This window comes from Psychrobacter sp. 1Y6 (genome assembly GCF_052258385.2).
Lineage (GTDB): Bacteria > Pseudomonadota > Gammaproteobacteria > Pseudomonadales > Moraxellaceae > Psychrobacter.
Genome location: NZ_JBQQEW020000001.1, coordinates 975,100 through 990,249 on the forward strand (window position 1 = coordinate 975,100; position 15,150 = coordinate 990,249).

Below are 15,150 nucleotides of genomic sequence, written 5' to 3' on the forward strand. Positions count from 1 at the left end.
TATGACTACCTCAAACAATGAACCTGATAAAAAAGCTCAGCAAGAGGCTGTCAAAGACCCTAAAGTTGCGAGCAGCAATAAAATAAAAACTAAGAAAAAACTTAAAATTGGGTTTTTGATTCCGCTGGTTATCTTTATTGGTTTGGTCGCTATGCTCTATATGCGTTTGGGCAAACCGACTGATATCGTGACCAATACGGCGCTTGAGCGTCCAGTACCTGCTTTTGAGTTGCCATTATTATCAGATACGAGTCGTATCATGACCAATGACAACTTGCCAGATAAGCCATTCCTCATGAATATCTGGGGCTCTTGGTGTCCAACTTGTATCATTGAGCATCCTTTTTTGATGAAGCTAGAAGAGCGCGGTGTTAACTTAGTAGGCGTAAACTACAAAGATGATATTGGTGATGCGTTAGGGTACCTGAATCGCGGTGGTGACCCGTTCTCTATGTCTATTCAGGACTTGTCAGGGCAGTTCGCTCTAGACTTAGGTCTGACAGGTGCGCCTGAGACTTTTATCGTCGATGGTGATGGGATTATTCGTCAGCATATCATCGGTGAGATCAATGAGAGCAATTGGCAAAGTCGTATTACGCCTTGCTTGATGGTACTCAATGACGCTAGTAATAATGGTGTCAGTCCAGATCCAAGCCAAGTTGCGGAGGCGTGCAAATGATAGCCTATCAAATAAGAAACGCGACCATAAAGTTAGTAAGCTTGTTTATCGCTTGTCTATTCAGCATGGCAAGCTTCGCTGCCATTGATGTCTACGATTTTGATTCTGTGCAACAAGAAGCCCAGTATCGCGGTCTTATCGAAGAGCTGCGCTGCCCGAAATGTCAAAACCAGAACTTAGCAGGTTCTGATGCGCCAATTGCGCAAGACTTAAAGCAAAAAACCTATGATTTGATAAAAGATGGTCGTAGTGATGGCGAGATTCGAGCCTATATGCAAGAGCGTTATGGCGACTTTATCAGTTATAAGCCGCCAGTACGTCCTTCAACATGGATTTTATGGTTTTTCCCACCGTTATTATTGATCGTTTTATTGGTCGGTTGGTTTTGGCATAGTAAACGCCGTCAGCTTGTCGCCAGCGGCGAGAGTGGTGTCGCAGTAGACAACCATGTCAAAGCGTTGTCTGCCGCTGAAAAAGCAGAACTTGATCGCTTATTGTCACGAGCTAATAACGATGACAAAGACGACACTACAAGCCTTGGGGGCAAAAAATGACCATATTTTCTACTGTTGGCTTATTTATTGCGCTAAGTTTACTTGTCGCTCTACTATTGGGCATTATCACCATTAAGCCGTGGTTAAGAGCACCGCGTTCGCATAGTAAGCCTGTGGATAATCAACTGCTGGATATCAACGTTGCTGTGTTTCGTGAGCGACTAGCAGAGCTGAAAACAGACAAAGACAGTGGTATCATTGATGACCATCACTATCAAAACCAAAAACTTGAGCTTGAACGTCAGCTTTTGGATGCTCAGCGTGAAGTGTCACCGATGGTCACGCCAGGTATCAAAAGCCGATTGATTATTATGGTTTGGGTGCCTGTATTGACTGCCATGGCATATCTGATGGTCGGTGATCGCACACCTGTCTTTGAGCTGTGGGCTGCTGAGGACAAAGTCGGTCAAGTGGCGGACGATCTATTAACAGGTAGAATCGATCAGCCACCTGCTTGGGCAATTGAGGATGGTAATCAGCTGATTAGTGCCATGCAGACTAACGTCTATCGTCATGCCGGTGACTATAATCGCTGGATGCGCCTATCAGAGCTATTCTTGTCATTAGAGGCGACTGATTCGGCATTAGAGGCCTTGTCGCGCGCTTATCGTCTATCACCTGACAACGAAGAGATTGCGACCACTTATGCGCAGATCAGTTTCTTTGCTAATAAGGGTCAGTTAGATGCAAATAGCCGCCGTGTATTAGAAAACATACTGACTACAAATCCAGAGCATGAGGGCGCACAGATGCTTATGGCGATGGGTGAAGCACGTGCTAGCAACTTCGATCAAGCGCAAGGCTGGATTAAACGTCTGCGTGACAGTATCGCGGCCAAACCAGGTGATCATACGCAAGCGCTATCAAGTCTAGACGAGCTCAGTGCTAATGTAGTCATGCAGCAGCAGCAAGCCTCTGAAGGCGTCGAAGTGACAATCAAAATTAATGCTAGTCTGTTACCATTGGTAAAAGCTGACGATACGCTGTTTGTGGCGATACGTGATGTAAAAGGTGGTCCACCATTTGCTGCTAAGCGTCTACCAATTAGCAATATCAAACAAGGCGAAGCTGTTATTAGCCTAAGTGATCTTGATGCTATGATGCCAGAGCGTACTCTAGGATCGGCTCGTTCTGATAAAGTACAGCTAGCGGTCATCGCTCGTATCAGCCATAGTGGCAATGCTACCGCAGAGTCAGGCGACCTCTCAGGCAATCCAGTGGTCATCAGTGCAGAACAAAATCAGGTCAACGTGGAAATCAATCAGCAAGTGCCATAGCCATAGTAGTATGATAAATACCGGACGCTAATGGTATTTATTATATAGACGCTGCTGCTCAGTACGGACGCGAGCAGCAGTGCTATGATTGTTCTAATTTGAAAGAGATATGAAGTGAACCCAGATATATAAATGGGCGTTTCAAACGCAGTCAATTCTATTACTTTTTATCTTGAATTGACCATGTATGAACAGATAAGTCATGCCAACTTGTCATATCAATAATGAAAATACTTGAGCTTTGCAGGGCCACAAGGTAAGGTAGCTTTGCAAACAACTAATCCCAGAGTTTTATTAATCCCAAAATCCTATCTATTAAGGAGAGTCGTGTAATGATGCGTATTATTTTACTAGGACCACCAGGCGCCGGTAAAGGTACCCAAGCCCAGTTTATTTCTAAAGAATATGATATTCCACAGATCTCAACTGGCGACATGCTACGTGCAGCAATCAAAGAAGGTAGCGAGCTTGGCAAAAAAGCCAAAGATATCATGAATGCTGGTGGTTTGGTTTCTGATGACCTCATTATCAACCTAGTGAAAGAGCGTATCGCTAAGCCTGATTGTGTGAATGGTTGTATCCTAGATGGTTTCCCGCGCACTATTCCTCAAGCGCAAGCACTTGCAGACGCTGATGTTGCTATCGATCATGTTATCGAAATCAGCGTACCTGATGACGAAATCGTGAGCCGTTTGTCTGGCCGTCGTCAGCATCCAGGTTCAGGTCGTGTTTATCATGTCGATCACAATCCACCAAAGGTTGAAGGCATCGATGACGTCACTGGTGAAGCGCTTATCCAGCGTGAAGATGACCAAGAAGCGACTATCCGTGACCGTCTATCTACTTATCATGAGCAAACGTCAGCATTGGTTGGTTTTTACCAAGACAAAGCTAAAGAAGGCGATGATGCGCCTAACTATGACAAGTTTGATGGTACACAAGGTATCGATGACGTTAAGCAGCAAATTTTGTCTGCACTAAAAGGCTAATTTTCGATGTTAGCTAAGGAATTTAGCCAGTCGATGTAGTCGTTGAAGACCCTGTTTAATAGCAGGGTTTTTTTATGGCTGATGTTTTTATGCCTTATGAGAACACACACAAAAAGACCGCTTACTCATCATAAGTAAACGGTCTTTTATCAAATATACGACTGATAAAGCTCATATATTTTAATTAATGCTTATGCGTTACCTTGAGCATCAACTTGTGCTTGCTGCTGGCTTTGCGCATATGCTTGATCAAAGTTCACAGGTGCTAGTAGCAATTGTGGGAAGCTACCACGCGTCACGATGTCACTGATGACTTCACGAGCATATGGGAACAACACATTAGGGCAGTATGCGCCCAAAATTTGACCGATTTGATCTTCCGGGATATCTTTTAGTAAGAAGATACCTGCTTGATGCACTTCAGCGATAAATGCTGCTTCTTCCGCATTTTTGGCAGTAACGCTCACAGTTAGGATGATTTGATAGTGATCGTCATCTAGTTTTTCAGCGTTGCTAGACAAATTGATGTCAAGCTCTGGGTTCCACTCTTTGGTGAATACGCTAGCGCCTGGGACTTCAAGAGACATGTCTTTTACATAGATGCGTTCTAGTGCCAATTGTGGTTGTGCTTGTTCTTCAGCCATGGTAAATCCTCTAAAATTAAATCAAATGATTGGACAAATCGTCATTTTAATAAACGTTCATTGTAATATAAATCGAGACTATTTTTTGGTATTGTCTCGATATTTTTCTTATTACTTCTTACTGCTTACTGCTCTATTAAAACCTGACACTGCCTATCTTTACATAAATAAAGACAGACAGTAAAGAAAGGTAGCAGATTAACCGGCTAATAGCTCGTCAAGTTTGCCTTGCTGGTTCATTTGGTTGAGCTCATCAAAACCACCGACAAAGGTTTCACCAACGAAGATTTGCGGCACAGTGCGGTAGTTATTGGTTTTTTTCATCAGTGCTTGGCGCTCTTCGCTGCTCATATCGTGCATGCCGATTTCTTCATAATCAACGCCTTTGGTTTTTAGTAGTTGCTTGGCGTTTGAGCAGTATGGGCAGATAGGGGTAGTGTAAACTTTTACAGATACAGTCATGGTAAATCCTTATTTATAAATTTATGGGATAACAAACATATTATAAAGAGCACGATAAATTATCATAGTCTAAGCGTTGGTATAGTCTGTTATCAATGAGTAAAGCAAAAATGCATTCGGTGATGCTCATTACTAAAGTGGGGATGGGCATGACAAATTCAAGCTGTTTTGGCTCAAAACGTATTTTAGTGCTGTAAAAAATGATAAATAAGCTACAAAAAAAGACACCTGATAAAAAGGTGTCTTTTTTATATAGCGTCAGTCAGGTCACATAGACATCAGCTAAGCGATGTGTATAAACGCTTCACTTAAGCGCTTATACAGGTCTGTTACTTGCTTAGACTTGGTTTTGTTTTACCTTTAGCCTTTGCTTTGGCGTCTTTTACACCAACCAATGGCATGCCAGCGCCTTGCCAGCCGCCAATACCGCCCTCTAAGCGATAGACACTATCTTTACCAATCATCTGAATCGCAGCGCCTGCTTGAACGCCCATGTCGCAGATGATAATCACTGGCTGCTCAATCGCACGAATCTCTTCTAAGCGGTCTTTGAGGTCAGTGAACGGTATGTTGCGGCTGCCTTGAATATAGCCTGATTCAAACTTCTTTTTAGCGCGAATATCGATAAGCTGCGCGTTTTGAGAATTGACCATCATGCCAAGCGTGTTAGGCGATATTTTTCTACCGCTACGTTTGTTTTCAATCGTAAAAAACAGTATAGCAAGTACGGCTAATATACCAAATAAAAACGGGTGGTTGCCCACAAATTCCAGCGCACGATCCAAACCATACCTCCAAAAAAATAAGTGTTCTATTAAGCTGAGAAGACAGCCCAATGATATTGAACAAGGCGCTATTATACCGATAAGGCCATCTATAGTAAACGGGCGATGACACAGGCAGTAATTGAGCGGTTATTGTACCTATCTATGGATCTTTTCAGCCTAATAAAAGTATCTACTCACATGACCACTTTTAACTAAGGCGGACACTAACAAGCCAAATATTAATAAGGCTTAGTATCTGCCTCTTCTCGTAGCGTGACAAGATTTTCAACGCGGCGCTGCAAAACTTCACCATCAGCCACTGCTTGCCATAGTGCACAGCCTTTGCTGTTGTGAGTATGGCGACAGTCACGGAATTGGCAGTCACCAGCCAATGGTGCTAGCTCAACGAATCCTGAAATAATATCATCAGGGGTGAGATGCCAGATGCCATATTCACGAATCCCTGGTGTATCAACGATACCGCCTTGAGTGAGGTCTTCTGGGTTAAATGGCAACAGTCGACTAGTCGTCGTGGTGTGCTGACCGAGCTTAGAGTTTTGCGAGATAATATTGACGCTCTGTCCAGAGTCAGGCAAAAGGGCATTGATTAGACTGCTTTTGCCGACGCCAGATTGACCCGCAAAGATCACCAGCTTTTTATCTATATAGCGTTTTAGTTCATCAAGGCCTTCTTGCTCATCGCTCTCAGCGATATTTTCAGGGCAATCGACCGAAGTTAGAACACTTTCATAACCAAGCGCGGCATACTGCGCCAATAGCTCATTGGTATCCACACCGTTTTCTTCTGCTAATAAATCGGCTTTATTGAGTACCAATAGTGGTTTGACACCTGCATGATGGCATACCACGAGATAGCGATCGATCAGCGTTGGCGCGGCGGCAGGCAGTGGTGCAAAAACAATCGCCAAAATATCGACATTCGCGGCAACAGGTTTGAGCTTATGGTAGCGGTCAGGACGAGAAACCAGCGATGTACGTGGTTTGACCGCTTCGATACGACCAAAGCCAGTATTAGAGTCAGCATTCCAGCGTACTTGATCACCAGCAGCTAGCATCGGTAGATTGGTACGCACATGACAGCGCCAGATATCATTCAATTCAAGCGTTTGCCAAAACGGCTCAGGATCATCAGGTGCAATCTCTGGCTGCTCAGGTATGACAGCTGGCAGGCTAGTGACTTGTACTTCTAGTTGCTTACCGTAATGCGCCATGACCACGCCATCCATCAAACTGTCATCAATACTATCTTGATTGGACAGTTGCTGCTTGTCGATGCGACGAATCTGTTGTTTAGTCAGTTTGCGTTGCCGGATTAATGCCATGGGTTTTTGACCTATTATAAAAATATTGCTAAGTGTAGCGTGAAAATTTGCTAACATACAGCCTAAAGCGTCTGCGGCAGACAGTGGTTTTGTAATATTTTGGCTGATTGCTAGATTTTTTGAATCAATCAGTGCATTACAATGCTGCCTGAATATGAGTATTCAACCGTAATACGTTTTTTAAATTATGTTTAAAACTGTCCCAAAATTTAATGACCATAGGATATTGTATGACTACCGGTGACCATCCCAATAAGATTAAAATCAAAAATCAAGGCAAAAAAGGGCTGGTGTGGATTGATCTAGAAATGACCGGACTTGATACCTTAAACGATGAGATTATCGAGATTGCTACTGTCGTTACTGACGAAGATTTGAATGTACTTGCTGAAGGACCTGTGTTTGCTATCAAGGTATCAGATCAAGTCTTAAACAAAATGGATGACTGGAATACCAAGCAGCACGGTCAATCAGGATTGGTCGATCGTGTGCGCCGTAGTACGGTGACATTGGCAGAAGCCGAAGCTGAGACCATCAAGTTCCTAAATAAATGGGTCGATAGTGGTAAGTCACCAATGTGCGGCAACTCTATCTGTCAAGATCGTCGATTTATGGCGCGCCAAATGCCAGAGCTTGAGCGTTTCTTCCATTATCGTAATCTTGACGTGTCATCAATTAAAGAGCTTTGTTTCCGCTGGCGTCCTGATATCTTAAAGAATTTTGAAAAAGGTGGCAGTCATTTAGCCTTAGACGATATTCGTGACTCTATCCGTGAGCTAAAGCACTACCGTCAGCATTTCTTTAAGCTAATACCTTAAAAAACTGGCAAGAGATAAGCTATTTAAAAGTGTAGTAAAAGAATTGTAGTAAAAATAAAAAGGGTCTGTTGAATTATCAACAGACCCTTTTTTTTAGATAGATCCAACGATCAAATAAGCATTGTAAACTCAAATAATCCAAACTCAGCATCATTACTGCTTAAATCGTTACTACTAAAACCGTCATTTGAATGCTCGTCATCTGTCACTGCACCAATCACGGCGCTAACTTTCGGCTGGCGAGTGTCTTTATCTAATAATCGCCAGTCGCCAAGTACGTAGCGCTTTTTATCATCAGTCGCCTGATGAATGTCTGGACGATGAGTATGTCCGTGCAATAAGGCATCGCTAGTAGCAATAGCTTGACGTACGGCTTTATCATTTACATCCATGATATGCGCAGCTTTGTTCGCATTGTTCTGCTGGCTTTTTTTGCGCATGTTGTCTGCGATGGCTAAGCGTTTTTCTAATGACTTATTAAGCAAGTACCACTGAGTTAAACGGTTACGCATAATTTTGCGAAAAAACTGATATTTTTTATCATCAGTACATAGCGCATCGCCGTGCTCTAAACGATAATTCTGCTGACCAATAGGCAAAGTATATGGCTCGCTGATTAGCTCGCCGCCGAATAGATTACAAAACGGCTGACCCAATAGAAAGTCACGATTGCCATGCATGACCAATATCTCACAGCCATTGATACGTAGCTGCTTGAGTTTGGTGATAAGTGGAGTCAACCAGTGCGCTATCTTCTCGTCTTCTGACCTTTTCTCTTTTAATAGGGACAAGTAGGTATCATCACCCAGCCACACCTCGAACCAATCACCCAATATAAAGAGGCGTTTGAGCGCAGGTAGGGCAAGACAGTCATCTAATAGCGCCAAAAAAGCCTGCACTAAGGCAGGCTCCTGAGGCGATAAATGCAAATCGCTAATCAATACTTGCCGCACTTGATGAGGGCGGGTCGTGATTAAGTGATTAAAACTTTGCATTTATCTTGGTCCTCGTGACTTATCGTATGGCGAGCATGATTTAATAGACTCTACTAGAAAATGCTCGCTCATTCACAGCTTCGCTAAGTAACTATTACTGAATAGCCACTATTGAATGGCTATTACTGAGTAATGATGGTTGCTGAGTTGATAACAACTGGCTCTTTTGGCACATCAGCATGCATGCCGAAACGACCAGTTGGTACGCTGCGCATTTTTTCGATAACGTCCATACCGCTTGTTACTTTACCAAATACGGTGTAACCCCAACCTTGCATATTTTTGCCAGAGTGGTTTAGGAAGTCGTTGTCTTTTACGTTGATGAAGAACTGGCTAGTTGCTGAATGCGGATCTTGGGTACGCGCCATTGCGATAGTACCTTTGTCATTTTTTAGACCGTTGTCCGCTTCGTTTTCGATAGGCGCATTGGTTGGTTTTTCATTCATCTCAGCGTCCATTCCGCCGCCTTGAATCATGAAACCATCAATGATGCGATGGAAAATTGTACCGTCATACTGACCAGATTTTACGTAGTTTAAAAAGTTTTCTACGGTTTTTGGTGCTTTTTCTTCGTTGAGTTCGATAACGATCGCACCCATATTAGTTTCAAGTTCTACTACTGGTGGCATGTCTACCATGGGATATTCCTTTTTGATTGCAGCGCCTTAAATAGCACTATTGTGAGTGGTGGTTAAAAAGTTACGGGTAGTCTAACGGCTTTTTTATCCCGTGTCATGTATCAGGCTGTTAATGCGTTTGCGAAACCTGATAGAATAACGCAACTTTACCCATTTTTGACAAATTTTGATAATGCGGTCGCACTATCTAAGTTTTTATATTCCCGTTTTATTTTAACACTTTAGTTTAAATGTTTCGTGATGCGTAACGGCACGCATCATGAACTGACAATTTGCGTTAGGAGCAATGCCCGATGAGTGATCACTCAAGCAACAATGCACAAAAAGACGAAGCAAAAAATGATTTTATTCGTAATATCATTCGTGACGATGTCAATGCGCAAAAATACCAGCAAATTGTAACGCGCTTTCCGCCTGAGCCAAATGGCTACCTGCATTTAGGCCACGTAAAATCTATCTGCTTAAACTTTGGTGTGGCCAAAGAGTTTGGCGGTGTGTGCAACCTACGTTTTGATGACACCAACCCAACTGCTGAAAAGCAAGATTACATCGACAATATTAAAAACGATGTGCAGTGGTTAGGTTTTGAGTGGGCAGGCGAAGCACATCATGCCTCAGGTTATTTCGATCAGCTACATGCATGGGCAATTCAGTTGATTGAGCAAGGCGACGCTTATGTTGATTTGCAAACCCCTGAACAAATCAAAGAAAACCGTGGTTCATTCAATGAAGCGGGAACGCCTTCACCATATCGTGATGCCAGTGTTGAAGAAAACCTAGCGCTTTTCAACGATATGAAAGACGGTAAATACGCTGAAGGAAAGGCTATTTTGCGCGCCAAGATTGATATGGCCAGCCCAAATATGAACCTACGTGATCCTGTCATCTATCGCGTGATGCATCAAGAACATCATCAGACTGGTGATAAATGGTGCATCTATCCAATGTATGACTTTGCTCATCCACTCTCAGATGCGTTAGAAGGGATTACCCATTCATTATGTACGCTTGAGTTTGAAGATCATCGTCCATTCTATGATTGGGTCATCGAAAAAATCGGCTTTGACGTACCACCACATCAGTATGAGTTTAGCCGCTTAAACGTTGATCACACATTGACCAGTAAGCGTAAGCTAAAGCAGCTAGTAGATGAAGGTATCGTCAGTGGTTGGAATGACCCACGTATGCCAACCGTCGCTGGCATGCGTCGCCGTGGTTATACGCCAGAGGGCTTGCGTGATTTTTGTGAGCGTGTGGGTGTGACCAAAGCGGATAGTGTGGTTGATTTCCGTTTGCTAGAGTTTAGCGTTCGTCAATCGTTAGAGACGACTACTGGTCGCGGTATGGCGGTGCTAAAGCCGTTAAAAGTGACCATTACTAATTTCTCTGATGCCGTCAGCAGTTGGGAGTCGCAAAAAGCCGATAGCGTTAATGCACGTTTTGATGATGCGACGCAGACGCTTTGGTTGACTCAGCCGAACCATCCTAACGTCGATATGGGTGAGCGTGAGATTCCGTTTACCGAGACGCTATACATCGATCAAGGTGATTATGAAATTGAACCGCCAGCAGGCTACAAGCGCCTATCACCAGAAAAGCCAGAGATTCGTCTGCGTAACACTTACGTGCTAGCCGTCACTGAGCATATCACTGATGAGAGTGGCAATGTTTTTGAGCTAAAAGCGACGATTGATCCTGCTACTTTAGGCAATAACCCTGAAGGGCGTAAGGTCAAAGGTGTGATTCATTGGGTATCAGCCAGTCAAGGTGTGCCAGCGACAGTCCGCATGTATGAGCAGCTATTCAGTGCTGAGGACCCAAGTGGCGTCGCTGATGTTCATCAAGCGCTAAATCCGAACTCGCTCACTGAGCTGAACGCAGTGGTTGAGCCATCTTTGGTCAATGCAGATGCTGGTACGCGTTTCCAGTTTGAGCGTGAAGGTTACTTCATCTCTGACAGTGAAGATCACAGCACTGATAAGCCAGTATTTAACCAAATCGTTAGCTTACGTGATAGTTATAAGCCAGCTTAATTTATGTTGGCTTAGTATTTGAAAGTACCCTTATCCAAATAGATATTTTGAAATAATACTGAACAATAGTAGTTTGCAAGTTAGCCTATTTCTAGTACGCTAGGAATGGGCTTTTTTATGTGCAGTTATAAAGTTAAGCATAGTAAGATTTGAGGAAATAAGAATGGCAAAGTTTCTAAACAGCAGTGGTACAACGTATCATTTAGAAGAGTTGATTAAAAACGCTTCTGACAGGTTGATTATTATTAGCCCATATTTGAAGCTTAATGAACGTATCAAAGAATTATTGGAAGACCGCAACCGTCTCAAGATCGACATTCGCATTGTTTATGGCAAGAATGATCTGCACCCTGAAGAAATAAACTGGCTCAAAAATCTGACCTTTATTCGTACTAGCTTTTGCAAAAACTTACATGCGAAATGCTACCTGAATGAAAATGAATGCATTATTACCAGTTTAAATCTTTATGAATTTAGCCAAGTTAATAACAATGAGATGGGCGTACTGATTTATCGTAATGATGATGCCAAACTTTATGCCGACACCTATGAGGAAGCGCAGCGCATCATTCGTATCAGTGATGAAGTGAGAATGTCTCTTGAAAAAGTGACCGAAACTGAAAGTAAGTCTGAGCCTAGTCCCAAAATAATAAGCGCTACTATCAACGTAACCGGTAACTCTACGATAGAAACTACACCTAATTACTCTAAACTGACCACCGCCAAGCTTGCTAAAGAGTTGGGCTTTAAAACGCAAGAGTTGAATGAAAAGCTGCTTGCAGCAGGTTACCTACAATCGCAAGATGGTGAACTAGTATTGACTGATGCTGGACGTGCAGCTGGTGGTACCAGTAAAAAGGGTAAATTTGGCGAGTTTTGCTTATGGGATGCAGGGATGGTGGTTTAATTATTTATCAAAGCTGCTTGTCCATAAAATTCATTAAAAAATTTGTCCATCAGCTTAGAGGTAAACGGAATAACCGCATTACAATCCGTCACAAGACATTCATAACCAGTTTGTTAAGATAAAGTCAGTTTTTGCCGATGTGCTTTATGTTATATTTGATAGCTGAGCACGTCGATGATAATAATAGAACGCGAGGCCGACGTGTCGATATAAGCGTTCATTCACATAGCTAAGGAATCAAGCATGGCACATTTACGTTTAGGTGATACCGCACCAAATTTTGACGCTACAACCACAGAAGGTGACATTAATTTTCATGAGTGGGCAGGTGATCATTGGGTTGTTTTCTTCTCGCATCCAGCAGATTTTACGCCAGTATGTACCACTGAGCTTGGTCGCGCCGCTGCATTAAATGGCGAGTTCCAAAAGCGCAATGTAAAGCCGATTTGTATTTCTGTTGATAGTCTAGAAGATCACAAAGCGTGGGCGAGCGATATCGGTGAGACTCAAGGCACAGATATGAACTTCCCAATCATCGCTGATCCTAATAAAGAAGTCGCTGAACTATATGACATGATGCATCCTAATGCCGACAGTACTCATACGGTACGCAGCGTCTTTATCATTGATCCAAGCAAAAAAGTTCGTCTAACGCTGACATATCCTGCCAGCTGTGGCCGTAACTTTGATGAAATTATCCGCGTGATTGACGCACTACAGTTGTCGGATGAGTACAACATTGCAACACCTGTAGACTGGAAAGATGGTGACGACGTAATCATTCCACCAAGTGTGAAAAACGAAGATATCGCTGCCAAATATCCAAAAGGTCACAAAGAGATTAAGCCGTATCTACGTACCACACCTGCACCAAACAAATAATTAGACTGATGTATAAATGTGATTAAATAAAGCCCCATGACTCAAGGTTATGGGGCTTTTATTATTTCTACTTTATGATTAATAAGACTTTGCCATGATGGCCAGATTAGGCTATAACTGTGGTATAGCGTATCAATATTTGTGCTTATCAGTACAACAACCATAATAAAGCGTATCAGCGCCAAATCGCTGTCCAATCATTCTTAAAAGGAGTTTGCTATGAAAAAACTATATATTACCCGTACAGCGCCCAACCCACGTAAAGCGCTTATCTTATTGGCTTCAAAAGGTATCGATGTTGATGATATGGATGATGTCGATGTGATCGATATTGATTTTGCGGCAAATGAGCAAATGTCAGAAGCCTTTACGCAAATGAATCCGATGCAGACCGTACCTGTTTTGACCTTAGATGATGGTACTGTATTGAATGATTCGCAGGCAGTTTGTGAGTATCTGGATCGTGTTTACGGTGAGCGTTCAGTCATGGGTAATGATGTGGTACAGCGTGCGCAAGTTTGCTCTATGCGCCGTGTTGCAGAGTTTGAAGTGATGTATAACTTGATGCTCGCGTTTCAGCACAGTCATCCATCTAAAGCACAACGTATTGAGCAAGTGCCCGAGTTCGTCGCACCATCAATTGCTCGTGCTGTTAAAGCCATGGCGTATTTTGAGACGATACTAGAAGGTCGCGAATACCTAGTAGGTGAACAATTAAGTTTTGCAGATATCGTGCTATATCTAAGCTTGGATTTTGGCAAAGTATTGAAGATTAATCCCAATGAGCAAGGCGAAAACCTAGCTCGTTTTTATCAAAAGATGAATGAACGCTTCAGTATTAAAAATATGGCTAAAGCCAAACCTGCCAGTGTGAATGACTAAAAGGTTCTAGAAAAATAGTTTAAATCATAAAATTTATCTATTAACCTATCCGATAAATTGATCGCTATAAAGCAAAACAGCTAACCTCAATCGTTAGCTGTTTTTTTATGAAATATAATAAAAATCAACATTTCGTTACATAGGTTAATAGAGCCAAGGTTATAGTGGTTAATCTAGCTTAGTTATATCAATTATGTTTCTTACTTATTCATTAAAGAGGAATACTTTTAAATTATGACTTCTTTTGAATAGGTTTGTAAAACATAGATGGTACGCGAGATAAGTTGTACAAGCTTACTAAGAGGTATGTAATATGGTAGGTAGCCGAAATAAGCCAACGTTAAAATTACTGCTATTACCCAGTATGATGGCAGTTAGTCTGATGCTAAGTGCGTGTCAAAAAGAAGCGGCGTCTAGCGAGAATGATACATCGCAGGGTCCTGAAGTTGGCGAGATGACAGACTCAGCCGTAAGTGAAGATCTGGTATCTAGTATGAGCCCTACATCAGACGAATCTGAACCTGTTGAATTAACTGCTCAAGAAAAGCTGACGACCACCTTATCTCATCATCGTTGGACGTTAGTAAATGCTGTTGACGCCAATGAACAACCTATGGCTGAATTTGCGAATATCAACAGCCAGGTAACGCTTGCATTCAACCAATATCAAGGGCAAGACACGCTAAGCTATAGCGTAGGCTGTAATACGATTAGTGCTGGCTATCAGTTAAAGGGCCATACCTTAACTACTGAAGAGGGCATGAGTACGAAGATGTCTTGTGGCGAGCTAGACGTGGCAGAAAACACCTTGAATACGTTAATGCAGGGCAGTAGTGAGTTCAAAATTGATCAAGGCGATAGCCCAGTATTAACCCAGTTTACCGACGATGATGTAACTCTGGTTTGGAATGGTAGGCTTACTGCACAAGCGAAATATAACAGTAAGGGTGAAACAGTATTTTGGGCAGTAAACTCCGAAACAGTACCTTGCGAAGCAGGTAACTCTGAGCAGTGTCTACGAGTTAAGCCTATTACTTATAATGATCAAGGTATTAAAACTCACGAAGGACAGTGGCGAGTATTCGTTGGTGAGATCGATGGCTATCAGCATGACAGCAAACACGAAGAAGTATTACGCTTACAACGCTATCCATTACATATCGATGAGTTATCAGAGACTAATGAGCCAACTAAAGATGATACTGCTGATGAAAAGTATGCTTATATACTAGATGCTGTGATTGAAAGTGCAGTTGTAGAGTAGTTTACTGTAGTTTGAG

16 protein-coding genes are annotated in these 15,150 nt (G+C 42.5%); 10 read left to right on the top strand and 6 right to left on the bottom strand.

Annotated elements, in window-relative coordinates; translation table 11 throughout:
• Position 1 precedes the first annotated feature (1 nt).
• From ACTXGF_RS17830 to adk, 4 genes are all read left to right on the top strand, one after another.
• On the top strand, positions 2–679 hold the full coding sequence (locus tag ACTXGF_RS17830; RefSeq protein ID WP_443533905.1) for a DsbE family thiol:disulfide interchange protein: 678 nt from the start codon (positions 2–4) through the stop codon (positions 677–679).
• 65 nt (positions 680–744) lie between these two features.
• Positions 745–1,233 (top strand): cytochrome c-type biogenesis protein, encoded by a 489-nt coding sequence (locus ACTXGF_RS17835; RefSeq protein WP_443534048.1) that lies wholly within the window; start codon positions 745–747, stop codon positions 1,231–1,233.
• Complete coding sequence (gene ccmI, locus ACTXGF_RS17840) at positions 1,230–2,510, top strand: c-type cytochrome biogenesis protein CcmI (protein WP_443533903.1); 1,281 nt, start codon at positions 1,230–1,232, stop codon at positions 2,508–2,510. Before ACTXGF_RS17835 ends, ccmI begins: the two co-directional genes overlap by 4 nt.
• A gap of 335 nt (positions 2,511–2,845) precedes the next feature.
• The gene (gene adk, locus ACTXGF_RS17845; RefSeq protein ID WP_180952604.1) at positions 2,846–3,499 is read left to right on the top strand and encodes an adenylate kinase; all 654 of its coding nucleotides are present in this window, start codon (positions 2,846–2,848) and stop codon (positions 3,497–3,499) included.
• 191 nt (positions 3,500–3,690) lie between these two features.
• On the opposite strand, the gene secB is transcribed toward adk, so the two are convergent.
• The 4 genes from secB to rsgA form a co-directional block, all read right to left on the bottom strand.
• Positions 3,691–4,143: a protein-export chaperone SecB gene (gene secB / locus ACTXGF_RS17850; protein WP_057760989.1), complete on the bottom strand. Its 453-nt coding sequence runs from the start codon at positions 4,141–4,143 to the stop codon at positions 3,691–3,693.
• Positions 4,144–4,341: 198 nt separating this feature from the next.
• A complete protein-coding gene (gene grxC / locus ACTXGF_RS17855) occupies positions 4,342–4,605 on the bottom strand; it encodes a glutaredoxin 3 (protein ID WP_021813631.1) in 264 nt (87 codons plus the stop codon).
• A 329-nt stretch (positions 4,606–4,934) separates the two neighbouring features.
• Positions 4,935–5,390 carry a rhodanese-like domain-containing protein gene (locus tag ACTXGF_RS17860; protein WP_057760987.1) on the bottom strand — a complete coding sequence of 152 codons (456 nt, stop codon included), beginning with the start codon at positions 5,388–5,390 and terminating at the stop codon, positions 4,935–4,937.
• A gap of 221 nt (positions 5,391–5,611) precedes the next feature.
• On the bottom strand, positions 5,612–6,715 hold the full coding sequence (gene rsgA / locus ACTXGF_RS17865; RefSeq protein ID WP_261869670.1) for a ribosome small subunit-dependent GTPase A: 1,104 nt from the start codon (positions 6,713–6,715) through the stop codon (positions 5,612–5,614).
• Between the two features lie 230 nt (positions 6,716–6,945).
• On the opposite strand from rsgA, the gene orn reads away from it, so the two are divergent.
• Positions 6,946–7,533 (top strand): oligoribonuclease, encoded by a 588-nt coding sequence (gene orn, locus ACTXGF_RS17870; protein WP_057760984.1) that lies wholly within the window; start codon positions 6,946–6,948, stop codon positions 7,531–7,533.
• 110 nt (positions 7,534–7,643) lie between these two features.
• Here orn and ACTXGF_RS17875 read toward each other — a convergent pair whose 3' ends face one another.
• Together ACTXGF_RS17875 and ACTXGF_RS17880 are read right to left on the bottom strand one after the other, a co-directional pair.
• Complete coding sequence (locus tag ACTXGF_RS17875) at positions 7,644–8,528, bottom strand: UDP-2,3-diacylglucosamine diphosphatase (RefSeq protein WP_443533899.1); 885 nt, start codon at positions 8,526–8,528, stop codon at positions 7,644–7,646.
• A 122-nt stretch (positions 8,529–8,650) separates the two neighbouring features.
• Entirely contained in the window at positions 8,651–9,166 is a 516-nt protein-coding gene (locus tag ACTXGF_RS17880) for a peptidylprolyl isomerase (RefSeq protein WP_057760980.1), read from the bottom strand.
• 293 nt (positions 9,167–9,459) lie between these two features.
• Here ACTXGF_RS17880 and ACTXGF_RS17885 point away from each other — a divergent pair, with 293 nt between their 5' ends.
• The 5 genes from ACTXGF_RS17885 to ACTXGF_RS17905 all read left to right on the top strand — a co-directional run bounded on the left by ACTXGF_RS17885 (position 9,460) and on the right by ACTXGF_RS17905 (position 15,134).
• On the top strand, positions 9,460–11,199 hold the full coding sequence (locus ACTXGF_RS17885; RefSeq protein ID WP_443533897.1) for a glutamine--tRNA ligase/YqeY domain fusion protein: 1,740 nt from the start codon (positions 9,460–9,462) through the stop codon (positions 11,197–11,199).
• A gap of 163 nt (positions 11,200–11,362) precedes the next feature.
• A complete protein-coding gene (locus tag ACTXGF_RS17890; RefSeq protein WP_443533896.1) occupies positions 11,363–12,106 on the top strand; it encodes a phospholipase D family protein in 744 nt (247 codons plus the stop codon).
• A gap of 243 nt (positions 12,107–12,349) precedes the next feature.
• Entirely contained in the window at positions 12,350–12,988 is a 639-nt protein-coding gene (locus ACTXGF_RS17895; RefSeq protein WP_057760978.1) for a peroxiredoxin, read from the top strand.
• A gap of 219 nt (positions 12,989–13,207) precedes the next feature.
• Positions 13,208–13,870, top strand: a complete 663-nt coding sequence (locus ACTXGF_RS17900) for a glutathione S-transferase family protein (RefSeq protein ID WP_191113951.1) — start codon at positions 13,208–13,210, stop codon at positions 13,868–13,870.
• A 313-nt stretch (positions 13,871–14,183) separates the two neighbouring features.
• Positions 14,184–15,134 carry an META domain-containing protein gene (locus ACTXGF_RS17905; RefSeq protein WP_443533893.1) on the top strand — a complete coding sequence of 317 codons (951 nt, stop codon included), beginning with the start codon at positions 14,184–14,186 and terminating at the stop codon, positions 15,132–15,134.
• Positions 15,135–15,150 lie beyond the last annotated feature (16 nt).